The sequence below is a fragment of the Anaerotignum propionicum DSM 1682 genome (assembly GCF_001561955.1).
Lineage (GTDB): Bacteria > Bacillota > Clostridia > Lachnospirales > Anaerotignaceae > Chakrabartyella > Chakrabartyella propionicum.
This window is the reverse complement of sequence record NZ_CP014223.1, coordinates 2807029-2831049: the sequence shown is the minus strand read 5'-3', so window position 1 is coordinate 2831049 and position 24021 is coordinate 2807029. Positions and strand designations below refer to the sequence as shown.

Here is a 24021-nt window from a genome sequence, read left to right as displayed (position 1 = left end):
ATTGGTTGTCCCAAAGTGTAGTTCTTTTCATTTGGGATTGAAAAACCTATTTGTTCGTGTTTTTTGATTTTAGGTAATTCTTTAGGCAGTGAAAGGTTTCCTCGCTAATGACGTGCTCAATGCGGCAGGCATCCTCCAAAGCGGCTTCCTTTGAAACCCCAAAAGAGACCAGTAATTCGGAAATAACACAATGTCTGGCATAGGTGCCCATTGCAACTTCTTTCCCTTTTTCTGTCAACCTGATGCTGCCCCGCTCTTCCATTTCAATATATCCGTTAGATTTTAATTTTTTCATAGCGTTACTGATACTGGGTTTGCTAAAACCTAGGGCGGTAGCGATATCGATTGAGCGTACATAACCTGTTTGCTTTTCCAACACATAAATTGTTTCTAGATAGTCTTCCATTGATTCTTGAACCTTCAAATGGATCTCCTCCCTAAGCTGTTTTTTATTATGGTAACAAAAAAAAAGAAAATTGACAATGGTTTTAGTAAATTCGCCTAATTATTGTAAAAAAATTTAATTTGAAAAATTTTTCATTGACAAGAACGGAAAAATGAGGCAATATAAATGTGTGGCTACGACTAGGGCGTCGCAAGACAATAATATGTTTTGACGCCTTTTTTAGATAGTTTGCCGTTTTTGGCAAAAATTGGTTTGCTTGCTTCTGTAGTTTGATGCTTTCTCCTAACGTCAAACTATTTTGAATCAAACTTTTCATCTCTTCTTGTTGTTGCCTTACCGAATATAGCGAAAACGCCCCCCAATTGTTTTCGTTATATGGCAATGACGACCCTTAAGGACAAGCGGCTTTCTCCCACAAGAAAGCCGCTTGTTCTTTGTATAAAAAAATAAACGGAAAGGGTGGTTTTATGACTGAAACAAAATGGACAATTGAAAATTATGAGGCTTTTTACAAGGAGTTATTGGAATTGCAGGATGATAAATATCGTTTGTTTCAAGAAAAGCTCCTGCGCACTTCTTTGCCTGTTATTGGAATACGTACTCCCCTTTTACGTCAAAAAGCAAAGGAAGTGGCAAAAGTGGCGGGAAGGAATTTTTTTGACACATGTGGGAAGAATACTTATGAAGAGCGCATGTTATATGGAGCAGTAGCAACGGAAATTCCCATGGAGTTTGAGGAGTTTTTGGGCTATTGTGACACCTTTTCCTATGAATTTGTGGAAAACTGGGCTCATTGTGATGGATTTTGTGTTTCCTTAAAGAAAATTGCAAGGAAAAATGAAGAGGCCTTGTTTGCTCATGCAAAAGGATATTTTTTAGCAGAAAATCCTTGGGTTGTACGGGTGGGGCTGATTATCATGCTGAATTATTATTTAAAAGAGCCTTATTTGCAGGAGGTTTTACAGTTAGTGGATGCTGTGACTTCTGATTTCTATTATATAGAGATGGCACAGGCTTGGCTATTGGCAACGGCATGGGCAAAGAATCCAGAAAGGGTACGGCAATATCTGGGGGATACGAAACTATCTTTTTCAGTTAAGGCGAAATTTGTACAGAAGGCCTGCGAGTCTTTTCGGGTTTCCCCTGAGGATAAAGCATGGTTACGAGAATGGAAAAAAGCACAGGTGTAAAGGGAGGCAGGCAAATGAAAGAAATTCCGTGGGAGCGGGTAACTCAAAAATTTTTACCTGTTTGCAATCAAAACAGCAAGGTACTGATTCTTGGAACGGCACCTTCTTTGAAATCTCGGGAAAATCAATTTTATTATGGGCATCCTCAAAATCGTTTTTGGAAGGTTTTAGCAGGGGTAACGGGAGTTGCGCTCCCTCAAAGTAATGAAGAGAAAAAGGCTTTCTTGTTAGCACAGGGAATTGCCCTTTATGATGTAATTCTAAGCTGCGATATTCAGGGGAGCAGTGACAGCTCCATACGCAACGTTGTTCCTACGGATTTGAGCACCATTTTCCAAACTACAGGAAAGATTCCTATATTTGGGAATGGAGGGACAGCTTTTCGTTTATATCAGAAGCATCAGCAGAAAATAACAGGGATTCCAATGGTTCAATTACCATCCACCAGCCCTGCCAATGCAACTTGGAATTTGGAGCGATTAATAGAAGCTTGGGGGAAGGAATTGCAGGTATTTCTGTAATTCATATCAAAATGATAGGAAATTTAATTTTATGGTCTCATTCTTATTGACATATGTTAAAAAGGATGCTATAATCCGGATTACATAAGTGAATAGAGAACTTATCAAGAGTGGTTGAGGGACAGGGCCCTATGACACCCGGCAACCGGCGTTTCGACGCATCGGTGCCAATTCCCCCGTTTGGTTCAAACGGAAGATGAGAATGTAATCACAAACCCTGTTTAGGGTTTTTTTTATACCAAAAATTTGGTAAGGCATGCGACTTTTGTTGAACGATTGTTTGTATAGCCAAGCATCTCTCCCTGCACTCTATTCACAAAGACAATTATTCATATTTAACAGGAGGGAATAGAAATGAGTAGAAGATTATTTACATCCGAATCAGTTACGGAAGGGCATCCCGATAAAATTTGTGATCAGATTTCCGATGGTGTTTTGGATACGCTGTTGGCAAAGGATCCTAATGCCAGAGTTGCCTGCGAAACAGCAACAACAACAGGTATCGTTTTTGTAATGGGTGAAATCACCACAAGTGCATATGTTGATGTAGAAAAAATTGTTCGGGAGACCTTGAATGAAATTGGTTATAACCGTGCAAAGTTTGGTTTTGACAGTGAAACCTGTGCGGTAGTTACCTCTATCCATGGTCAATCCCCTGACATTGCAATGGGTGTTGACAAGGCTTTGGAGCAAAAAACAGGCGAAGATGACAGCGAATTTGACACTGGTGCCGGTGATCAGGGCATGATGTTCGGTTTTGCTTGTGATGAAACAGAGGAATTGATGCCTTTGCCCATCTCTTTGGCACATAAGCTGACAAGAAGATTAACAGAGGTAAGAAAAAATGGAACGTTGAAGTATTTACGTCCTGATGGAAAATCTCAGGTTACCGTGGAATATATTGATGATAAGCCTGCTAGAGTTGATACAGTGGTTATTTCCTCTCAGCATGACCCTGAAGCAACCAACGAGCAGATTCGTGAGGATATTATTGCTCATGTTGTGAATAAGGTAATTCCTGCTGAGCTTTTGGATGAGAAGACAAAATACTATATTAACCCTACAGGTCGTTTCGTAATTGGCGGCCCCATGGGTGATAGCGGTTTGACAGGCAGAAAAATCATTGTGGATACCTACGGCGGTTATGCAGCACACGGCGGCGGCGCATTTAGCGGTAAGGACCCCACAAAGGTAGACCGTTCCGCTTGCTACGCAGCAAGACACGTTGCAAAAAATATTGTTGCTAGCGGTATTGCGAAAAAATGCGAGGTTCAGCTTGCTTATGCAATTGGCGTGGCAAAGCCTGTATCCGTTCTTGTGAATACCTACGGAACAGGTAAAATTTCTGATGAAGAAATTACAGAAATTGTTCACAAAAACTTTGATTTGCGCCCTGCGGCAATCATCAAAAATTTTGATTTAAAAAGACCTATTTATAAGCAGGTAGCGGCTTACGGTCATTTTGGTCGTACCGATTTAGACCTTCCTTGGGAACAGTTGGATAAGGTTGGGGTTTTCAAAGATAAGTTTTAATAAATTAAGATTTTAAGGGTTAATCCTATAACTTCAAAGGGTTTCCTACATGAAAATCCACTTGCTTTATATTTATTAAGGTTGGATTATTAAAAACGCTTCACCACATTCTGTTAATTTGGTTGGGCATGGATGTTGTAAGGAATGAAAATAGTTATGTTCTAAAGGATGCTGACAAAAACGGCATCCTTTTTTATGGAAAAATGTAGGAACGGAAGTTCCCTTTTTATTTTTGGTGTGATATACTAAAAGATATTTGTAAAATAATTTCTTCAGAAAAAGTATTTGAGGATTTCAAATTTGAAATTAATATAATCGAATGTTTAAGATGTAATGTAAAACTGCATTATAGGCGTGGAAGTTGAGCGTTAATCTGATTCAATAAACCTAAAAAATAAAATAAGGTTCTGAAGCACTTTCAAAATGATACCACTAAAGGCAGGGTGGTTGCGAACTTACAGCTTTTGCAGAGCAAAATACTTGCAAGGTTGGGATAGAATTCTGAAATTTAAACTTCATTTCACAGAAAGGAGGGGTGCGTATGGAGGATATTCTTTTAAAGGGTGAGGTTGGAGACATTATTTTTCAAAATAAGGAAAACGGATATACGGTTTTTACGATGGAGATACAGGAGGAAGAAATCACCTGTGTTGGCGTGGTTCCGCTGATTCATTCGGGAGAAAGCCTTTCAGTCAGAGGTAGCTGGATTAATCATCCTGTTTATGGAAAGCAATTGCAGGTTCAGTTTTATGAAAAATTCATGCCCACCTCTCAAAATGGTATGGAGAAATATTTGTCCTCGGGCTTAATTAAAGGGCTGGGGCCAAAAACATCAAGAAAAATTGTGGAGCGTTTTGGTGACGCCGCTTTTTATGTAATTGAGGAAAAACCAGATTTACTTACAGAAATAAAGGGAATTACCCATGAAAAGGCACAGCGGATTTCGGAAATATTCAGAGAACAGCATGAATTGCGAAAGGTTATGATGTTTTTACAAGGCTTTGAGGTTTCTCCAGCCTATACCATGCGGATTTACAAACGGTACAAAGGCAGAACCTTTGATATCGTGAAAACAAATCCCTATCGCTTGGCAGATGATATTTTTGGAATCGGCTTTAAAATGGCGGATAAAATGGCGGCAAATGCAGGAATCGCTGAGGATAACCCTAACCGAATTAAGGCGGCGGTGAAATATGTTCTAAATCAGGCAGCTTCAAACGGAGATTGCTTTTTGCCAAAGGATAAGCTGATTGCAGAGTCTGTAGAACTTTTGGAATTACATCCTCTAGCCGTTGAAAATGCCATCAGGGAATTGCAGGTGGAAAGTCAAATCTGGCAGGAAAATTTGGCAGGATTGGACGTTGTTTACCTCAATTTTTATTATTATGCTGAAATGGCAGTGGCAAAGCGTTTTATTGAACTATCCATGGATTGTGAGGAAACAGACCCTGAAATCCTTGAGAGACAAATTAGCCAAATGGAAAAAGAGACGGGTGTGCAGTTGGCACCGGAGCAACGGCAGGCTGTGCGGGAGGCTATGAGCGGCGGTGTTTTGATTATTACAGGTGGCCCCGGTACAGGAAAGACCACTACCATAAACACCATTCTACGTTTATTGGAAAAGGAAGAGAAGGAAGTGGTTCTTGCCGCACCCACAGGCCGTGCCGCAAAACGAATGACTGATGCAACAGGGGTTGAGGCAAAAACCATTCATAGGCTGTTAGGCACAACCTTTGTCAGCGATGACAATCGTAGGCAGGTTTTTGATAAAAATGAGGATGATCCTATTGAAGCCGACGTGTTGATTATTGATGAAACCTCTATGGTGGATTTGCATTTGATGCATGCACTTCTTCGAGCCATAGAAAACGGTACATCTGTGATTTTTGTAGGGGATATGGATCAGCTTCCCTCTGTTGGGGCAGGGAATGTATTAAAGGATATGATTCGCAGTGAGCGTTTGCGGGTGGTTCGCCTGCAGCATGTATTCCGTCAAGCCCAGGAGAGTGCAATAATCATGAATGCCCATCGTATCAATCAGGGGGAAGAGCCTGTTTTGAACGAAGGTGGCACTGATTTCTTTTTCATGCGTCGTGCTTATGGACAGGAGGTTTTATCTACAGTTCAGGAGCTGGTGAAAAGTCGTTTGCCCAAATATACTGGACATGATGGATTGGCGGATATGCAGGTGCTGACGCCTATGCGCAAGGGAATGCTTGGGGTACAAAGTCTAAATCAGGTATTACAGCAGACCCTGAACCCACCCTCCCCTAATAAAAAAGAAAAGGAGTTTCGTCAAACCACCTTCCGCGAGGGAGATAAGGTGATGCAGATTAAAAACAATTATAACATCGTTTGGCGCTGCTTCAGCTGTCAAGGCAAACGGACAGATGAAGGTCTGGGAGTTTATAATGGGGATGCCGGACGTATTTTAAAGATTGACGAGGAGAATGAAATGGTTCGGGTTTCCTTTGATGATGGAAAGGTGGTTGATTATGACTTTACCCAGTTAGAGGAGCTGGAGCTTGCCTATGCCATCACCATTCACAAATCTCAGGGTAGTGAATACCCTGTGGTAATCTTGCCCGTTTACAGCGGCCCGCCTATGCTAATGACCAGAAATTTGCTTTATACTGCGGTGACCCGAGCCAAAGAGCTGGTAGTCCTTGTGGGTCTTCGAGAAACGGTAAACAGCATGATTGCAAACAATAGGGAGGTTGGACGTTATACGGCATTGGCAGAGCGCATACGGAATTTATACGATTTTATGAATGAACTGGAGGTACAGCCGTGAAAGACTTCATACAAGGTTTTTTGAATGTGCTGTATCCTCCTTATTGTGTTTTGTGTGGCCAGTTGTTGCCAATGGAAGACTGGAAGGATGGCCTTTGCAAGTCTTGTGCTGAAAGTACTCCTTATTTGACGGGGAACCGATGTGGATTTTGCGGCAGAGAGCTGGAATGGGGAGACATTTGCCATTCTTGTTTGGAGAACAGACCTGTATTTGAACGAGGCATTTCCGCTTTTGATTACGAAGTATTGCGAGATGGAATAGCTCGGTTTAAATTTGATGGGTCTAGGGAGGATGGAAAGGTATTTGGTCGTTTGATGGCAGATTTTTTGCTCTCCTACCATGGGGATTGGATAGAGGAAATCGATTTTCTAACAGGGGTTCCCTTACATGCCCATAAACAGAAAGAACGAGGATTTAATCAAGCAGAAATTCTTTGTCAAAGCATCAGTCTTTATACAGGAATTCCTTATGAAAAAGACATTCTCACCAGAACAAAGGAGACCATTCCTCAAAGCAAGTTGTCTGCAAAGGAAAGGCATAAAAATATCAAAAATGTTTTTATTGCGCAACATTGTTCAGATAAATGTGTCCTTTTGGTTGATGATATCCTGACAACGGGAGCAACACTGAATGAATGCAGTCGTGCCTTATATCGGGAAGGGGCGAAAAAAGTAGAGGTTTTTTGTCTTTCTGTGACAGAGTAAAAGACTTGAAATTTTGGTGTGTGATTTTTCTGGGACTGTACATAATAAAGCCAGACGAGTACTTTTTTGGAAAAGGTGGAGTAAACCCATTCCCTTTCTAGTTGTGTTAAATTTTTTGGGTTGAAATATTTTGCCGAATTCTAATTTATATTTGTATTGTAGTGAAAAAAATAGTATAATTGAATACCGTAGTGAAAAAAATGGACGAGAAATACGGGGGATCATGCAATGGTGCAGATAGGTTTTGACAATGAAAAATATTTAAAAATGCAGTCTGAAAGAATTAAAGAACGGATTGGTCAGTTTGGCGGAAAGCTGTACCTAGAGTTTGGCGGAAAGCTGTTTGATGATTATCATGCTTCCCGTGTACTTCCTGGTTTTAAGCCGGACAGCAAGGTAAATATGCTGTTGCAGTTGAAGGATGATGCGGAGATTGTTATTGTCATCAACGCAGGAGATATTGAAAAGAATAAAATTCGTGGTGATCTGGGAATTACCTATGATATGGATGTATTGCGCCTGATTGATGCCTTCCGTGGTTACGGTTTATATGTTGGCAGTGTTGTTTTGGCACAGTTTAATGGACAAGCGGCAGCAATGGCTTATGAAAAGAAACTGGAAGCCTTGGGTCTTAAGGTTTATAAGCATTATCCCATTGCGGGCTACCCTGCAAATATTCCACTGATTGTAAGTGATGAGGGATATGGAAAAAATGATTATATTGAAACGGAAAGGTCTTTGGTAGTCATTACTGCTCCGGGCCCCGGCAGTGGAAAAATGGCAACTTGTCTATCTCAATTGTATCATGAGCATAAAAGAGGGATAAAGGCGGGTTATGCAAAGTTTGAAACCTTCCCAATATGGAATGTGCCTTTGCGCCATCCTGTAAATGTGGCTTATGAAGCGGCTACAGCAGATTTGAACGACGTGAATATGATTGACCCTTTCCATCTGGAGGCTTATGGACAAACCACCATCAACTATAACAGAGACGTAGAGGTTTTCCCTGTTTTAAATGCTATGTTTGAACAAATTTTTGGAATGTCTCCCTATAAATCCCCCACGGATATGGGTGTAAATATGGTTGGTAATTGTATCATTGATGATGAAGCAGTGCAGGCGGCTTCTCGCAATGAGATTATTCGTAGATATTACAATGCTCTTTGCGATCACAGAAAGGGTAATATCGAAGAGGATGTTATTTTTAGACTGGAATTGTTAATGAAGCAGGTAGGTGTATCTGTAGCTGACCGCCCTGTGGTTGCGGCTGCATTGAAGCGGGCGGAAGAAACCCAGGCACCCTGTGCGGCAATTGAATTGCCAGATGGCGCCATTGTGACAGGAAAAACCACACCCTTATTGGGTGCATCTTCTGCAATGCTACTGAATGCCTTGAAACAGTTGGCTGGAATACCGAAGGAAGAGAAGATTATTTCTCCTACCGTTATTGAACCGATACAGAAGCTCAAGGTAAACAATCTTGGTAACCATAACCCTCGTTTGCATACTGATGAGGTGCTGATTGCTCTGTGTATCAGTGCATCAACGGAAGAAAAAGCCAGCTTGGCGTTACAGCAGTTAGAAAAATTGAAATGCGCAGAGGTACATTCTTCTGTTATTTTATCAAATGTGGATGAGAGTATGTTCCACAAGCTGGGTGTAAATTTGACCTGTGAGCCCAAGTATCAGACGAAAAAACTGTTCCACGGAAAGAAATAAGAATCGAAGAAGCAATCTTTTTTATAAGAAATAACATCCCCTTTTGTTAGGCAAAAAGCCGTTTTCAAAAGGGGATAATTTTTGACAAAAAGGTAAAATTTCGGTTATGATATACTAATTGTAACAGAACGAAAAGGAGGTTTTTTATATGGGAAAATACAATTTGCCGAAAATTGATTTGCATTTACATTTGGATGGTTCCATTTTGCCCGAAACTGCATGGGAATTGGTTCAGGAACAGGGGATAGAGGTACCGGCCAAAGATTATGAGAGTTTTGTTCCTTTGATTATGGTGCCTGAGGATTGCAAGGATGTGAACGAGTGCTTAGAACGATTTGAAATACCTGTGAAAATTTTGCAGGACAAGACCTCTTTAACCAGAGTCACTCGAGAATTAATCGCATGGTTAGAAAAAGAGGATGTTGCCTATGCAGAAATTCGTTTTGCACCTCAGTTGCACACCCAAAAGGGGTTGACCCAGAGGGATGCCATTGATGCAGTGTTAGAAGGAAAAGAAGTTGGGCTTAGAGAGCATCCTGAAATTGGAATTGGTATCATTTTGTGTGCCATGAGTATTGGGCCGGAAACTGTAAATATGACGGAGAATTTGGAGACCGTTCGCCTGACAAAGGAGTATTTGGGCAAAGGTGTGGTGGCCCTTGATTTAGCAGGCGCCGAGGGAATTGTGCCCCTTTCCAATTTTGCGCCGATATTTGATTTAGCAAGAGAGCTAGAACTTCCCTTTACTTGCCATGCTGGAGATAGTCAAGGCCCTGAAACTGTTGAGGATGCCTTGAATTTTGGTGCAAAGAGACTGGGTCATGGGCATCATGTTTATGAAGATCCGGCCCTATGCCAAAGAGCTATTCGAGAAGGCGCTACCTTTGAGATTTGTCCCACCAGTAATGTTTGTTGTCAAAGCACCATGAGTTATGGAGATCACTATGTAAAGAAAATGTATGATTTGGGCATGCGGGTTACCATTAACACAGACAATATGACATTGTTCGGTTTAACTTTAGACAAGGAATATGACCATTGTATCCATGATATGGGCTTTACTGAGGATGATTTGATACAAATGCTCATCTACTCTGCGGAAGCCGCTTTTTTAGAGGAGGCTGAGAAAGCAGATTTGAAAGAAAGAATTTTAGCCTGCAAAAAAAAATAAAATAGAAATGATAGCCCAAAGTCCATTTCGATTTCTAAAAATTACCATCACATTGTATGGTTTTTTAGTATGGAAAATAGAACCGAGCAATATAATTAGAATGAATCGGTATCTTTTTAGCAAAGGAGATGGATCATGTGCAAAAAAAATTACGTTGTTTGTTTTTAGTACTATTGCCGTTGATAGTGGGCGGATTATCGGGGTATTTAAACATGGAGGCTATGAGCCAATATCAGGTGTTAAATCAACCACCCCTTGCCCCTCCGGCATGGCTTTTTCCTGTGGCATGGACGGTGCTATACCTTTTGATGGGGATTGGTGCGGCAATAGTATGCTGTTCCGATAAAGAAGGGAAAAAGGAAGCCCTGACGCTGTTTTTCATCCAGCTTGCCTTTAACTTCTGCTGGAGCTTCTTTTTCTTTACGTTTGAATGGCGTTTGTTTGCATTTGTTTGGCTGATCATACTTCTGCTTTTGGTTTTGGCAATGACAAAAGCTTTTAGCAAGGTTTCTCCATTAGCGGCGAAACTGCAAATTCCCTATATTTTATGGCTTTGTTTTGCTGGATATTTAAATTTGGGTGTATGGTGGCTCAACCGCTGAAAATTTCAAGGTGGTTGGAACAACCATACATAGACCTGTTAATTTTTTGAACTGATAAGATAACAAAGAACCGATGCATAATGGAGTTTTGCTCCATGCATCGGTTCTTTGTTAGAAAAAAGTTTCAATGAATTTTAAAAATCTGTGTTTAAAGGTAAAGCTTTTTATTATATGGAATTTTAACGGTTTCAAAGAAAGGGTTTTTGGGGATATTTAAATGGTGGAAGGGTGACAAAAACAAAAAACAAAAACCTCTTTGCTTTGGCAAGGAGGTTTTAGAATACAATATTACTTTTTAGATACTTTATTATTCAGGTTGAGCGTCATTTTCTCTGTAAGCGTCTTTTTCTTTTTATCCTCAAGCTTCATGCCTGTAATGCCTATGATATAGATTCCCGCTAAGTCAACCTTGACATTTTTTTCACAGGAAGAACATTGTAAACGGGTTTATCACAAATCAGGGTCACAATCTGGGGGCCAACTTTTGCTCTAACCAGATTGGCTTTACGCATTTTAGAGGTTTTAGGCATTTGCTCGTAAACGGCTTTCGGTAAATTAGAAGGAGAAGGCTTTTCCTGTTTTTTATCTATGATAAAAATTTGTACAGTTGTACGGTTATTGTCTATAAAGTCCTGTGCCTGCACCATTTTACGCATACTAACCTTATTGAAATAGTACAGAAGGGCTAAGATAATGGCTAATACCACAATAATAATGATCAATACATCTGAAAAATTCACATTTGAAGCATTCACTAAAAGTTCCTCCTTAATTTTTACGTAAACAAAAGTTCACGTATGTGCAATTCATACTTGTTCTATTCTAACATTGATTTTGTTTTTAGGGAAGTAGGAAAAAAGAAAAATTAACTTTTTTTAAATGGAACATGTCTTGCATATGTCTGGAAGAATATAGTATACTACAGGGAGCTTGGGTATCAAAGGGGGCGACTTTCATGCATACACAGGTTTTTACAATATTAGCGTATTTTATTGTGGTTCTCTTATTTATCAACGTATTTTTGGCAGGGTTGGTGGTCTTTTTTGAACGCAGAAATCCCGCTAGCACTTGGGCGTGGCTCCTGGTGCTGTTTTTTATTCCCATTATTGGATTTTTAAGTTATTTAATTTTTGGAAAAAACGGTAAACGAGAAAAGATGTTTTATGAGAAAGAAGCTTATGATCAAAAGGTCTATTATAAGTACTTATTCCATGACCGCCATTCCATTGAAAAAATTCAGCGGCAAAAATCACTCATTGAAAACAGGGGGCGTTTGGTTGAGGCAGAGTACTTAACAGATTTGGCTTATTTGCATTTGAATTCGGGTAATTGGATGACCTTCAACAACAAGGTGGCTGTTTTCAATACGGGTAAGGATAAATTTGAGGCCTTGGTTAGGGATATTCGCAGAGCGAAAAAGTTTATTCATTTAGAGTATTATATTTGGCGGGGAGACAAGCTTGGAGCACGTTTGTTGGATGAGCTGACAAAAAAGGCAAAGGAAGGGGTTGAAGTTCGCCTTCTTTATGACGGAATGGGAAATTCTTCTCTACCTAAGGATTTTTTTCACCAATTGCATCAGGCGGGAGGGCATTCGGCTGCTTTTTTACCGCCGTTTTTTGTAAGAATTAATTATCGCAATCATAGAAAGCTCTGCATCATTGATGGAGAGATTGGATATATTGGTGGTTTCAATGTGGGAGATGAATATCTGGGCATTGTGAAACGTTATGGTCCATGGAGAGACACCCACCTTCGTTTTGAGGGGGATGCGGTGGATCAGATGCAGATTCGCTTTATTATGGATTGGAATTTTACTGCAAAAGAAGGAGCCGTTCCTCTGGAGGACAAGTATTTTCCCGAAAGAGAGCAATATGACGGTGTGGAGACCCAGATTGTTTCCAGCGGGCCTGATACACAATGGAAAAATATCCGTAACGGCTATTTTAAAATGATGAATGAGGCTGAGGATCATATTTATTTGACGACGCCTTATTTTGTACCAGATGACGGCATTTTTGATTCTTTGCGAGTTGCCGCTCTTTCAGGGATTGATGTGCGCATTATGATTCCCGGAAACCCCGATCATATTTTGGTTTATTGGGCCAGCATGTCCTATTTAGGGGAACTACTAGAGGCAGGGGTACGTTGTTATCAATACGAAAAAGGGTTTATCCATGCAAAAACTCTTTGCATTGATGGGTTGGTTGCCTCTGTTGGTACAGCAAATATGGACGTGCGCAGCTTTGCACTGAATTTTGAAGTAAATGCTTTTATGTTTGACACGGAGCTGACCAAAGCGTTGGAAGCAGATTTTTTGAAAGATTTGGATAATTGCATTGAAATAACAAAGGAGTGGTATGACAGAAGAAAATGGTGGTTTAAGGTAAAGGAAGCTGTGGCAAGATTGGTTTCGCCCATGCTTTAGGAACGGAGGAAGTAAAAATGAGACAAGTTGGTCATGAGGAAAGCCGAAAAATTTCTTATTTTCAGGTGGATGTGAATAGGCTGATGACGCCAGCCGCACTGTTTTCCGATTTGCAGGAGGCTGCCATCAATCATTCAGATTTCTTGGGGTATTCTGTGGAGTATTTAACGGAAAAACAGACAGGCTGGGCCGTAATTAACTGGCATCTGGAAGTGGATAGAATGCCAAAGCTGGGAGAGACGATTACCGTTCAAACTTGGTGTGAAAAATGCCGCAGGATGCAGGCGATCAGATGCTTTCATGTTTTAGATGAAAAAAAGAAATTATAATTAAGGGGATTTCTCGTTGGATTTATATGGATTTGGAAAAGAGAAAACCCGGAAATATTCCTGATGAAATGGTTCAGAAATACCATTCCGGACAGGAATCTTCAATTCCGGGAGAGAAGTTTCTCATGCCCAAGGAGGCGAAAGAGGAAGATGCTGTTAGCCGTTCCTTAGAAATTACCAGAAGGGATACAGATTCTAACGGTCATGCGAATAATGTGAAATATTTAGAATGGGCCATGGACGACGTTCCCGATGAAATTTATGACAATATGCAACTGAAGGATGTTCGCATTGTTTACCGCAAGGAGTGTTTGCGGGGAGATCAAGTCATAATGAAAACGTATTTCAACACCACGGAGAATGGCAAGGAAATATTAACTTTCCTCAAGGATAAAGAACAAACGGTCTTGGCAGAGGTGGCAACGCTTTGGCAGTAAAAGCCAAGAGAATTTGTGAGGGTGCATAGAATATCCAAATAAGAATGGGATTCGGCGCACTAAAATAACCGATTGCCACGGAGATATCACAACAAATGAACAGAAAAAGACCCAAAAGGTATAGCCCGAAGAAGGGCTTTGCCTTTTTTTGTTTCCAGAGGGAAAAGGCGATAAAGGCATGCAATAAAAATAGAAGAGCATAAACTCCCCCCAATACAGGTAAAGGAAGAAGTATGAGGGGTAGACAGAAGAAAAAACACCAAGGAGAGGGGCGTTTATCCAGAAAAAAAGAGATATAAAAAAGCTGTACAAGGCAGAAGAAAAAAACCCCCATTTTTTCATAGGAGGAAAACAGTAGAAAACCATCACTGAGGAGGGTAAAGGCTGCCGCCATAGGAACGCCGTAACGCATAGCAGGAATCAGACATAGGCAAATAACAGAAAAACGTACAGCATTAATATAGGGGCACTGTCCGCAAAAGGTTATAAACACATATAGGAAAAGAAAAACAACCAATACACTGTAATCTGTTTTGTCCATTGTGAACACCTCTTTTTTAGCTTGCCCTAAAAAGAAAGGACATTCCAAAAAAAGAATGTCCTAGAGTTCAGAAATGCTTGCAGGATTCTTATTAAATCAAGAGAATTGTTCCATAAGTCCTGCCTATTGTGTTGTTCTATTTCTTTAATTTCGCAAGCATGCTCCTTTGTGTAACCTATGATGCAGCCAACTGATTCAACAAAGGTTACTCATTAGATGAAAAATTTACAGCGACAGCTCCAGCTTTTTGCGCATGATAGAAATTTGCTCATCTGTCAAATCCATTGGCTGATATGCAATGGTAATGCTGTCGTTTTCATAGCGAGGAATCAAATGCAGATGAAAATGATATACCGTTTGGCCTGCAACGGTGCCATTATTCTGCATGACATTCATATGCTCAAAACCTAAAATACGTTTCATTTCCCTAGCGATTTTTGTGGCAAGGGTAAAAAGGCGACCTGCTAACTGAGGATCAATTTCAAAAATATTTGCAGAATGTTCCTTGGGCAATATTAATACATGGCCTTCGTTTGCGGGAAACCGATCCAAAATTGCTTTGAATTCCTCGTCTTCATATATGGTGGCAGACGGAATATCTCCGTTTAAGATTTTACAAAAAATACAGTCGCTCATAGCAGTCCATCCTTTCGGTTTTTCTTTTCAGTATAACACGAAAGGATGGACTTGCACAGCATTATCCAGCATAATATTTGGCAAACAGATAGCTTAAGGCATTGCCGTGACTCATCTTATCTGCGGAGATTTCAAAGAAAATATCTCTTAAATCTTGGCTGGGCATGGATAAAAATAAAGAGCGGTAAAAATCACCGTTATCAATTTCCAGAAGGAGAGTATCCTCCAACAGTTCTTGGCCCAAGGTGTCTGGCGTGGTGCCGGTTATCTCATTGGTGTCTCTAGTGCCGGTAATCAAATAATATGCTTCTTTTAACTGATTGATATGTTTTAATTCATCCAGATACATTGTTTTTAAAACATTGGCTGACGATGCCATATTTGGGTCGGTCATTAGATTCGCGTAACGCTCTGCCATATCGGCACTATCCTGCTGTGCCATGTATAATATCTCCATCAAATGATGATCTTCAGCTAAGGCAGCCTTTTGATTTTCTGTGAGTACCCCATTTATTCCATTTGTACCGTTGTTACCAGATATAGTAGGGGTGCCCCGCATAGTGGGTGTACCAGACATAGTAGGTGTACCTCGCATAGTAGGAGTACCTTGCATAGTAGGTGTACCTCCCATAGTAGGCGTACCACGCATAGTAGGAGTACCCTGCATAGTAGGGGTACCTCCCATAGTAGGCGTACCTCGCATAGTAGGAGTACCCTGCATAGTAGGTGTACCTCCCATAGTAGGTGTACCTCGCATAGTAGGAGTACCCTGCATAGTAGGAGTACCATTCATAGTGGGTGTGCCCTGCATAGTAGGAGTACCCCCCATAGTAGGGGTGCCATTCATAGTAGGAGTGCCCTGCATAGTGGGTGTTCCCGATGTTCCAGGCGACCCAGTACCTCGTTCTTTTATTTCAAGGGAATGGTTATTATTTCGTGTATTTCTGTTATATGGATACATTGGTCAGGCTCCTTTTCTTTTTTCTATCATCTTATGCAAAAAAGTTTGTTTTCTTGACTGAAAGAGCATAAAATAAGTGTGGATACCAATGAGGATTTCTGATAAGCTATAAGTAAATAAAATTAGGTAAAATTTAGAGGTGGGAAAACCATGAAAAAGATTGTTTTAACCGGTGGCGGCACGGCAGGGCATGTAACGCCGAATTTGGCGCTGATTCCGTTTTTAAAAGAAGACGGTTGGGAGGTTATTTATATTGGATCGGAAAAAGGGATAGAGCGAAGTTTGATTGAGGCGGAAGGAATACCATATTACAGTATTCCTACGGGGAAGCTTCGACGCTACCTCTCAAAAGAGAATTTCAGTGATATGTTTCGTGTGGTAAAGGGTGTGGCAGAAGCAAAAAAGAGAATCAAAGAGATTAAGCCTGATTTGGTATTTTCCAAAGGAGGCTTTGTTGCGGTGCCTGTAGTTTTAGCGGCAAAGGCAAATGGGGTTCCTGTAATTATCCATGAGTCAGATATTACCCCGGGATTGGCAAATAAAATTGCAATGCCCTTTGCAAAGGTAATTTGTACAACATTTCCCGAAACCCTAGGACATATTTCAAAGCAAAAGGGTATGCATACAGGTTCACCCATCCGCAAGGAACTGTTTGACGGAAATCGGCAAAAGGGCCTTGAAACATGTGGTTTTGACGGTAATAAGCCTGTGCTTTTGATGATGGGGGGTTCCTTGGGGGCAGTGAAGCTGAATCAATGCCTTAGGGCGGAGCTTCCAGCGCTTTTGCAAAAGTTTGATATTATCCATCTATGCGGAAAGGGTAATTTAGAAACAGATTTGTTGAAACAAAAGGGATATAAGCAGTTTGAGTATGTTTCCGCAGGGCTGGCAGATTTATTTGCCGCGGCAGATGTTATTGTATCTCGTGCAGGGAGTAATTCCATTTGCGAGTTTTTGGCATTGAAAAAACCCCATTTGCTCATTCCTCTTTCAAAGAATGCCAGCCGTGGGGATCAGATTTTGAATGCGGCTTCTTTTGCAAAACAAGGTTTTGCAAGAGTTCTGCCTGAGGAGGAAATGACACCTGAATCACTCATGGAGAATATTAATACTTTGTATGAAAATAGGTACAAATATATAGAAAAAATGGAAAAAAGCGGGTTATCTGATGGAACAAAGGGTGTTTTGTCCCAAATTCGCAAGTTTTAATAAATAATTAAGAAAAATAAATTGACACATGTCAAGAAAAAATATAAAATGCTAAAATGTGATTTGTGGTGTAAATCGCAATGGTAGATTTATTAAGGAGGATACGCCATGAAAAAATATGCTGCATTGCTTGTTGCGGCTTCGTTGATGCTTTTTGCAGCAGGCTGTTCCACAAAGACGGATAACGGAAATAATTCGGAGAAAACAGATACAATTTTACAATCAGAACTGCCTAAAGAAGGCGACGAAATTGCCGTAGTTACTACCTCAGAAGGGGTGATAAAGCTGCAATTTTATCCCAATGAAGCACCAAAGGCAGTGGAAAATTTTAAGGCTTTGGCAAAGTCCGGTTACTATGACGGCATTATCTTCCATCGTGTCATTGATGGATTTATGATTCAAGGTGGTGACCCTACAGGAACGGGCACCGGTGGAGAAAGCAGTTTCGGCAAGGATTTTGAAGATGAAGTTTCGCCCAATCTCCATTTTTATCGTGGTGCATTGGCTATGGCAAACAAAGGCCCAAATACCAACGGGAGTCAGTTTTTTATTGTGCAGAATGATAAGGTAACAGAGCAGGGGATTCAGTCCATCCGAGAAACAAGAGATAGCAACGAGGAATTGGGCATTACCATTGGCGAAAAGTTCTATACGTTAAATGAACTATTCCCTGATTCTGTATTGGATTATTATACCAAGCATGGCGGCAGTGTTGAGCTTGAATATATTTTCGGAAAGCCTTATACTATATTTGGTCAGGCATTTGAGGGTATGGATGTGGTGGATAAAATTGCAGCCACCGAAGTAAATGCAGAAAACGACAAACCCTTAAAAGATATTAAAATTGAAAAGGTTGAAATTACGAAATATGCACCACAGAGTGAATGAGTTCTGTGGCAAGGAGAAGAAGAGATGAAAAAGAAATTGTGGCTTGGAGTAATGATGATTGCCATGGCTCTGGGTTTGACAGCTTGCAGTGAGAAAAAGGAAAGTTCTGCCGATGAAGGTGAGAGCATTACTATTGATTTTATTAACCAAACGGGTGCGGATGTGGGAATTTTGAGAATTCGTCCCAACGATAAGGATGATTGGTCTGAGAATCTTCTTCAGGAAGAGGCATGGAAGCAAAATTATGAAATGCCTGTGTCTTTGAGTGGTGAGCTGCCCAAGCCTGAGGATGGCTGGCAGGTAGAAATGAAATTTTTAAATGGAACAGAGGAAGTATGGCAAGGCATTGTTTTGGAGGATAATACAACTGCGGTTTTTTCCTATGAAAACGGATTGCCTGTGGTGAAAATAGAAGCCAGTGAGGAAGCTGACAAGACTTCAAATACGGGTAATGTAACAGAATAAGAGTTGGAGTCAATGGAGACTGCAAGATGGGATAAAACCGGGCTTGCAGTCTCTCTTTTTATTGGTGAATTTGAAAAGGATTAAAAAAGAAAAGGTAATTTTAGCCACCTTGGTCTTTCATAAAATGGAAAAGGGGTTTTAGGCTCCGTGGGATTAGGATGATACAAAAGAAGGAGAGAGACAATGGAAACGAAGTATGTGTTTGTAACAGGCGGTGTGGTTTCTGGGTTAGGCAAAGGGATTACTGCGGCATCCTTAGGAAGACTTCTAAAGTCTATGGGATACCGTGTAAGAATTCAAAAATTTGACCCATATATCAACGTTGATCCGGGAACGATGAGTCCATATCAGCATGGTGAGGTTTTTGTTACTGAGGATGGCGGAGAAACGGATTTGGATTTGGGTCATTATGAAAGATTTATTGATGAAAATTTAAAGGTGACAAACAACATAACCACAGGAAAAATTTACTGGTCAGTTTTGCAAAAGGAAAGAAAGGGAGAATATTTAGGCGCAACAGTGCAGATGATTCCTCATATTACCAATGAAATAAAGGGGCGTGTTTATGCCGCAGGGGAGGGTGCTGATGTGGTGATTACCGAAATTGGCGGTACTGTTGGCGACATGGAAAGTACACCCTTTTTGGAGGCCATTCGACAAGTTGGCAGAGAATTGGGACGGGAGAACTGTCTTTATATTCACGTGACTTTGATTCCCTATTTAACCAAGGGAAAGGAAATGAAAACAAAACCGACACAGCATTCCGTTAAGGAACTTCTTTCCATTGGAATTCAGCCTGATATTATTGTTTGTCGTACAGAGCGTCCCATTAGTCAGGATATGAAGGACAAGCTGGCGCTATTTTGCAATGTAGATGAGGATTGTATCATTGAAAACTTGGATGCTGACAGTCTTTATGAATTGCCTTTGATGTTGCGAGATGAAGGTTTAGGAAGTATCGTATGCCGCAAGCTTGGTATGGAGGAAAGGCCCATGGAGCTTAGTGACTGGATGGAGATGCTGGAGAAAGAACGTAATCCAAAGCAAGAGGTTACCATCGCTTTGGTTGGGAAGTATGTGGAATTGCATGATGCATATCTCTCTGTTGCCGAGGCGTTGCACCACGGCGGCATTTACCATCAGGCAAAGGTGAAAATCAACTGGGTAGACTCTGAAGAATTGACAAAAGAAAATGCCCAAGAGATTTTAGGCTCCTCTCAGGGAATTTTGGTTCCCGGCGGCTTTGGTAATAGAGGGTTGCTTGGGAAGATGGAAGCGATACGTTACGCAAGGGAAAAGGATATCCCTTTCTTCGGAATTTGTTTGGGGATGCAGTGCGCAGTAATCGAGTTTGCAAGAAATGTTTTGGGATGGAAAACGGCGGATTCCACAGAGGTAGATGAAAAGACGGAATACCCTGTCATTCACTGGATGCCTGACCAAAAGGATATTAAAAATTTGGGCGGTACCATGCGTTTGGGTGCTTATGAATGCCAGATTGCGGAGAATTCCTTTGCCAGAAAGGCATATAGTGAGGCAGTTATTTGGGAAAGACATCGTCATCGCTTCGAATTTAATAACAATTATCGGGAAGCGTTGACCAATGCAGGACTTACCATCACAGGTCTTTCTCCTGATGGGAGATTGGTGGAAATGGTGGAGAACCAAAATAACCGCTGGTTTGTTGGGGTGCAGTTCCATCCTGAGTTTAAATCAAGACCCAACAGACCCCATCCGTTGTTTCGAGATTTTGTTAGTGAAGCCTTGAAAACAGAGATAGAATTGTAAGAAAATCTTAAACAAAAAATAGCCGTTTTCTAAGATTTTTCTGTTAGAATGAAACATGTAAGGGGGAAATACTCTAATTATAAAGGAGGAGTTCCGAAATGAATTCAGAAAAAAAAGAAAAGGTATTGGTACTGGTTACCGCACAAAAGAATGCCTTACGATTGATTGACTATGGTTTTTCCATGTCACTGGCAAACGATGGAGAGTTACATATTTTGCATGTGCAAAAGGGAAACAGTGTTTTTGATGGATTGGATACTTTAAAGCGGTTACAAGAGCTGATAGATTACGGCAGTAGATTGGGTGCCTGCATTCATGTTCAGTGTGATAACGATGTAGCTGGATATGTAGGTCAATTTGTAGAAAAAGAGAAAATTACCCGTGTGATTTTAGGTGAGGGCCCTACAACTAAGCAGGATAAAGCCCTAGGCGAGTGGGATCGAATTATTGATATTATCCCGGAGGAAGTTATGCTGCACGTGGTGGTAAGAGAAGAAACAAAGCTTCAGCGTATGATTGTATAAAAAAGGGAACCCGAGAAATCGACATCCTTTGAAAAGGCTTAGTTCCTTCACGTTTTTTTCAAGTGAACCTAGGGCAAATCAATGTGCTCTGGCGACTAAATGGACTTGAATTTTCCTCGGATGGGCAAAGCTTGTCATGGGGAATCCTTTGGAAACGCTGCGTTTCCCAAGCCCTACCGTTTATAAAATTGTTTTTGACAGTTTGGGGGAGCCGAAAAATCGGCTCTCTTTTTTACGGATTATTCAGGTAATTTTGATTTTTTGTTGCAATCAGACAAGAATTATATTATCATTGCAAAGAGTGGAGAAATCTGTAACAAAATAGTTCTCTTTCGTTGATAAAAAGAGAGTGTTGTTTGTATTTTTGTAACGTATTTCTCGATAAAGATATAGAATTAAAGGAGAGAGAAAAAAATGAGTTTATATGAAAGCTGGATGGAAAAGGCATTTTCTCAAGAGGGCAGAAGTGTGGATGCGGTTTGGGATAGTTATTTGCCAAAAGAACAGCGTATTTATGAATATATTATCGGTGAAAAGGTAAAATCCTTAGAAGGTACCGTTGCAGAATTGGCGGCTCGTTTCAATATGAGCACAGAAGAAATTGTGGCTTTTGTGGACGGCATTAACGAAGCCCTGCCCGAAAAATATGAAATGGAAGATTTGACAGAGGCTTCTCAGATTTCTTTGCAGATTGATTTTGAAAAGCTTTACAAGAAAATGGTTGAATATAAGGCAGAGCATCTTTACAATCTGCCACAGTGGAATGGAATTTTTGATAGTGAAGCACGTAAGAAAATGATGTTGGAACAGAAAAATTCCCGTACAGTAATCAAAGGAGAGAAAATCGGACGCAACGATCCCTGCCCTTGCGGAAGCGGCAAAAAATACAAAAAATGCTGTGGGGCAAACCAATAAAAATGGAAACAAGACTGATTAAAATCAGCACAGAAAACCCAGAAGCTGACTTAGTTGAGGAAGCCGCCCGTGTTTTGCGAGAAGGCGGACTTGTGGCCTTTCCTACTGAAACGGTTTATGGCTTGGGTGGAAATGGGCTGGATAGCGAGGCTTGTAAAAAAATATATTTTGCCAAGGGGCGTCCATCGGACAACCCCTTGATTTTGCATATTTCCCAAATCAGTGAGTTGCGTCCCATTGTACGGGAAATTCCCCCGGAGGCGCAAAAGCTGATGGATGCTTTTTGGCCGGGTCCTCTTACCATGATTTTTCCGAAATCCGATATTGTCCCTTTGACCACCACAGGCGGTTTGGATACGGTTGCAGTACGCTTCCCATCCCACCCTGTTGCCATGGCAATCATTCGTGCATCAGGCTTGCCTATTGCTGGGCCAAGTGCAAATTCATCAGGGAAACCCAGTCCCACAAGGGCGTCTCATGTAGCCTTTGATTTATCCGGTAAAATTGATATGATTGTAGATGGTGGTGCGGCTGAATGGGGTCTGGAGTCTACCATTGTTGATGTATCGGGAGAGATCCCTATTATTTTACGCCCTGGTGCCATTACGAAGGAAATGATGGAAACGGTGGTGGATCAGGTTCTGATTGACCCCGCTATTTTATCAAAGCCTTCGGATGATTTGCGGCCGAAAGCCCCAGGAATGAAATATACACATTATTCTCCTGTTGCAAAGGTAACCTTAGTAAAAGGGGATACAAAGGCTGTGATTTGCAAGATTAACCAGCTTTGTGCCGCTGATGGTGAGCAGGGCAAAAAGACAGGGGTTATGGCCACAGAAGAAACAAAAAGTTTCTATCAGGCTGATGCGGTGCTCTCTCTTGGAAAGAGGGAGAAGCCCGAGGAGATTGGTGCAAACCTATTTAGGGTTTTACGAAAATTTGATTTTCTTGGAGTTGATACGGTTTATTCCGAGGTGTTCCCTGAGGAGGGAGAAGGCTTGGCCATTATGAACCGCTTGAATAAGGCGGCAGGCTACAGCCGAATTGACGCAGAATAAAAAAATAGGGAGTGAGCAGGATGTTAGCATTAGGTTGTGACCATGGCGGTTTTCCGTTGATGGCAGAGGTAATTAAATATTTGGAAGATAACAAAATTCCTTATAAAAATTTCGGAACCTTTTCTGAGGAATCCGTGGACTATCCTGAGTTCGGCAAGCTGGTAGCCCATGCAGTTGCTGATGGCGAGTGCGAACAAGGTATATTAATTTGTGGAACAGGGATTGGTATTTCTATTGCTGCAAACAAAGTAAAAGGAATTCGCGCTGCCCTATGTGGTGATGTTTTTTCCGCAAAAGCAACAAGAGAGCATAATGATGCCAATATTCTTGCTTTGGGCGCTAGAGTAACCGGTGCGGGACTGGCTTTGGAAATTGTGAAGGCTTTTTTGGAGACGCCGTTTTCCAATGATGAACGTCATATAAGAAGAATTAAACAAATTGAAGACTGAAGAAGAGACTGACAAGAAAGAAGGAACGAAAATGAGTAAACTGTTCGTATCTGAACACCCCATGATTCAAAGCAAAATGGCGATGCTGAGAAACAAAGAAACCGGTTCAAAGGAATTCCGTGAAATAATCGGAGAGGTAGCAATGCTTTTATGCTACGAAGCAACAAGAGAGTTGCCTTTGGCAGACATTGAGGTAGAAACACCTGTGGCTATGGCGCAATGTCGTGTGATTGATGCAAAACTGGCCATTGTGCCAATTTTGAGAGCTGGAATTGGTATGACAGACGGGCTTATCAATTTGATGCCTACTGCGAAAATCGGTCACATTGGTTTGTATCGTGATCCTGAAACTTTAAACCCTGTGGAATATTACTGCAAGCTTCCCAGCGATGTTGAAGAAAGAATTGTATTCTTAACTGACCCTATGCTGGCAACAGGTGGTACCGCAGAGGCGGCAATCGGATTTTTGAAGGACAGAGGCGTTAAGAACATTGTTATGCTTTGCATTCTTGCTGCTCCCGACGGTGTTAAAAAAATTCAGGAGACTCACCCTGATGTTGATATTTATGCGGCGGCGTATGACGGAATGTTGAATGATCATGGGTATATTGTTCCCGGCTTGGGTGATGCAGGCGACAGAATATTCGGAACAAAATAAATCGTAAAGTTAAGGGGATATGCCTCCTTTTTTAGAGGCGAGAACTGCTTGGCAGACTGAGACACGACTATCCCCATTTTCCTGTATAGGGAGTT

The 24021-nt window shown here is 41.1% G+C and carries 25 protein-coding genes and 1 riboswitch; of the genes, 20 read left to right on the top strand and 5 right to left on the bottom strand.

The window, feature by feature from the left end:
* Nucleotides 1-46: 46 nt before the first annotated feature.
* A complete protein-coding gene (locus CPRO_RS13280) occupies nt 47-424 on the bottom strand; it encodes a metal-dependent transcriptional regulator (protein WP_066052848.1) in 378 nt (125 codons plus the stop codon).
* A gap of 449 nt (nt 425-873) precedes the next feature.
* Between CPRO_RS13280 and CPRO_RS13275 the strand changes: the two genes are divergently transcribed.
* The 8 genes from CPRO_RS13275 to CPRO_RS13240 all read left to right on the top strand — a co-directional run bounded on the left by CPRO_RS13275 (nt 874) and on the right by CPRO_RS13240 (nt 10640).
* Nucleotides 874-1596, top strand: a complete 723-nt coding sequence (locus tag CPRO_RS13275; RefSeq protein WP_066052846.1) for a DNA alkylation repair protein — start codon at nt 874-876, stop codon at nt 1594-1596.
* A gap of 14 nt (nt 1597-1610) precedes the next feature.
* Nucleotides 1611-2117 carry a DNA-deoxyinosine glycosylase gene (locus CPRO_RS13270; protein ID WP_066054075.1) on the top strand — a complete coding sequence of 169 codons (507 nt, stop codon included), beginning with the start codon at nt 1611-1613 and terminating at the stop codon, nt 2115-2117.
* A gap of 98 nt (nt 2118-2215) precedes the next feature.
* Nucleotides 2216-2320: riboswitch (SAM riboswitch) on the top strand.
* A 151-nt stretch (nt 2321-2471) separates the two neighbouring features.
* A complete protein-coding gene (metK, locus tag CPRO_RS13265; protein ID WP_066052842.1) occupies nt 2472-3650 on the top strand; it encodes a methionine adenosyltransferase in 1179 nt (392 codons plus the stop codon).
* 541 nt (nt 3651-4191) lie between these two features.
* On the top strand, nt 4192-6444 hold the full coding sequence (recD2, locus tag CPRO_RS13260) for an SF1B family DNA helicase RecD2 (RefSeq protein WP_066052839.1): 2253 nt from the start codon (nt 4192-4194) through the stop codon (nt 6442-6444).
* Nucleotides 6441-7148: a ComF family protein gene (locus CPRO_RS13255; protein ID WP_066052837.1), complete on the top strand. Its 708-nt coding sequence runs from the start codon at nt 6441-6443 to the stop codon at nt 7146-7148. The genes recD2 and CPRO_RS13255 overlap by 4 nt, the downstream gene beginning before the upstream one ends.
* Before the next feature lie 231 nt (nt 7149-7379).
* A complete protein-coding gene (locus CPRO_RS13250) occupies nt 7380-8867 on the top strand; it encodes a DUF1846 domain-containing protein (protein ID WP_472837413.1) in 1488 nt (495 codons plus the stop codon).
* Nucleotides 8868-9015: 148 nt separating this feature from the next.
* Nucleotides 9016-10038, top strand: coding sequence for an adenosine deaminase (gene add / locus CPRO_RS13245; protein WP_066052832.1), 1023 nt, complete (start codon nt 9016-9018; stop codon nt 10036-10038).
* A 137-nt stretch (nt 10039-10175) separates the two neighbouring features.
* The gene (locus CPRO_RS13240) at nt 10176-10640 is read left to right on the top strand and encodes a TspO/MBR family protein (protein WP_236782354.1); all 465 of its coding nucleotides are present in this window, start codon (nt 10176-10178) and stop codon (nt 10638-10640) included.
* 398 nt (nt 10641-11038) lie between these two features.
* Here the strand turns inward: CPRO_RS13240 and CPRO_RS13235 are convergent, their stop codons facing one another.
* Entirely contained in the window at nt 11039-11395 is a 357-nt protein-coding gene (locus CPRO_RS13235; RefSeq protein WP_066052826.1) for a hypothetical protein, read from the bottom strand.
* A 200-nt stretch (nt 11396-11595) separates the two neighbouring features.
* Between CPRO_RS13235 and cls the strand changes: the two genes are divergently transcribed.
* The 3 genes from cls to CPRO_RS16090 are packed head-to-tail and all read left to right on the top strand — an operon-like array spanning nt 11596 to nt 13834.
* Nucleotides 11596-13068, top strand: coding sequence for a cardiolipin synthase (cls, locus tag CPRO_RS13230; RefSeq protein ID WP_066052823.1), 1473 nt, complete (start codon nt 11596-11598; stop codon nt 13066-13068).
* Between the two features lie 17 nt (nt 13069-13085).
* Nucleotides 13086-13397: an acyl-ACP thioesterase domain-containing protein gene (locus tag CPRO_RS16095; RefSeq protein ID WP_066052821.1), complete on the top strand. Its 312-nt coding sequence runs from the start codon at nt 13086-13088 to the stop codon at nt 13395-13397.
* A 32-nt stretch (nt 13398-13429) separates the two neighbouring features.
* Nucleotides 13430-13834, top strand: coding sequence for a hypothetical protein (locus tag CPRO_RS16090; RefSeq protein WP_330383845.1), 405 nt, complete (start codon nt 13430-13432; stop codon nt 13832-13834).
* On the opposite strand, the gene CPRO_RS15085 is transcribed toward CPRO_RS16090, so the two are convergent.
* The 3 genes from CPRO_RS15085 to CPRO_RS15435 form a co-directional block, all read right to left on the bottom strand.
* Nucleotides 13782-14375: a lysoplasmalogenase family protein gene (locus CPRO_RS15085; RefSeq protein WP_072743484.1), complete on the bottom strand. Its 594-nt coding sequence runs from the start codon at nt 14373-14375 to the stop codon at nt 13782-13784. The genes CPRO_RS16090 and CPRO_RS15085 overlap by 53 nt on opposite strands.
* Nucleotides 14376-14600: 225 nt before the next feature.
* The gene (locus CPRO_RS13215; protein ID WP_066052814.1) at nt 14601-15011 is read right to left on the bottom strand and encodes an HIT family protein; all 411 of its coding nucleotides are present in this window, start codon (nt 15009-15011) and stop codon (nt 14601-14603) included.
* 61 nt (nt 15012-15072) lie between these two features.
* A complete protein-coding gene (locus CPRO_RS15435) occupies nt 15073-15972 on the bottom strand; it encodes a polyadenylate binding domain-containing protein (protein ID WP_066052811.1) in 900 nt (299 codons plus the stop codon).
* Between the two features lie 150 nt (nt 15973-16122).
* Here CPRO_RS15435 and CPRO_RS13205 point away from each other — a divergent pair, with 150 nt between their 5' ends.
* The 9 genes from CPRO_RS13205 to upp all read left to right on the top strand — a co-directional run bounded on the left by CPRO_RS13205 (nt 16123) and on the right by upp (nt 23926).
* On the top strand, nt 16123-17181 hold the full coding sequence (locus tag CPRO_RS13205) for an undecaprenyldiphospho-muramoylpentapeptide beta-N-acetylglucosaminyltransferase (RefSeq protein WP_066052809.1): 1059 nt from the start codon (nt 16123-16125) through the stop codon (nt 17179-17181).
* 108 nt (nt 17182-17289) lie between these two features.
* A complete protein-coding gene (locus tag CPRO_RS13200; RefSeq protein ID WP_066052806.1) occupies nt 17290-18069 on the top strand; it encodes a peptidylprolyl isomerase in 780 nt (259 codons plus the stop codon).
* Nucleotides 18070-18093: 24 nt separating this feature from the next.
* Nucleotides 18094-18534: a hypothetical protein gene (locus CPRO_RS13195; RefSeq protein WP_066052803.1), complete on the top strand. Its 441-nt coding sequence runs from the start codon at nt 18094-18096 to the stop codon at nt 18532-18534.
* Nucleotides 18535-18717: 183 nt separating this feature from the next.
* Nucleotides 18718-20322: a CTP synthase gene (locus tag CPRO_RS13190; RefSeq protein ID WP_066052800.1), complete on the top strand. Its 1605-nt coding sequence runs from the start codon at nt 18718-18720 to the stop codon at nt 20320-20322.
* A gap of 98 nt (nt 20323-20420) precedes the next feature.
* Nucleotides 20421-20846: an adenine nucleotide alpha hydrolase family protein gene (locus tag CPRO_RS13185; RefSeq protein ID WP_066052798.1), complete on the top strand. Its 426-nt coding sequence runs from the start codon at nt 20421-20423 to the stop codon at nt 20844-20846.
* Nucleotides 20847-21260: 414 nt separating this feature from the next.
* Complete coding sequence (locus tag CPRO_RS13175; protein WP_066052792.1) at nt 21261-21761, top strand: SEC-C metal-binding domain-containing protein; 501 nt, start codon at nt 21261-21263, stop codon at nt 21759-21761.
* 2 nt (nt 21762-21763) lie between these two features.
* On the top strand, nt 21764-22819 hold the full coding sequence (locus CPRO_RS13170; RefSeq protein ID WP_066052788.1) for an L-threonylcarbamoyladenylate synthase: 1056 nt from the start codon (nt 21764-21766) through the stop codon (nt 22817-22819).
* Nucleotides 22820-22839: 20 nt separating this feature from the next.
* Nucleotides 22840-23268 carry a ribose 5-phosphate isomerase B gene (gene rpiB / locus CPRO_RS13165; protein WP_066052786.1) on the top strand — a complete coding sequence of 143 codons (429 nt, stop codon included), beginning with the start codon at nt 22840-22842 and terminating at the stop codon, nt 23266-23268.
* Nucleotides 23269-23299: 31 nt separating this feature from the next.
* Nucleotides 23300-23926 (top strand): uracil phosphoribosyltransferase, encoded by a 627-nt coding sequence (gene upp / locus CPRO_RS13160; protein WP_066052785.1) that lies wholly within the window; start codon nt 23300-23302, stop codon nt 23924-23926.
* The last annotated feature ends 95 nt before the right edge of the window (nt 23927-24021 follow it).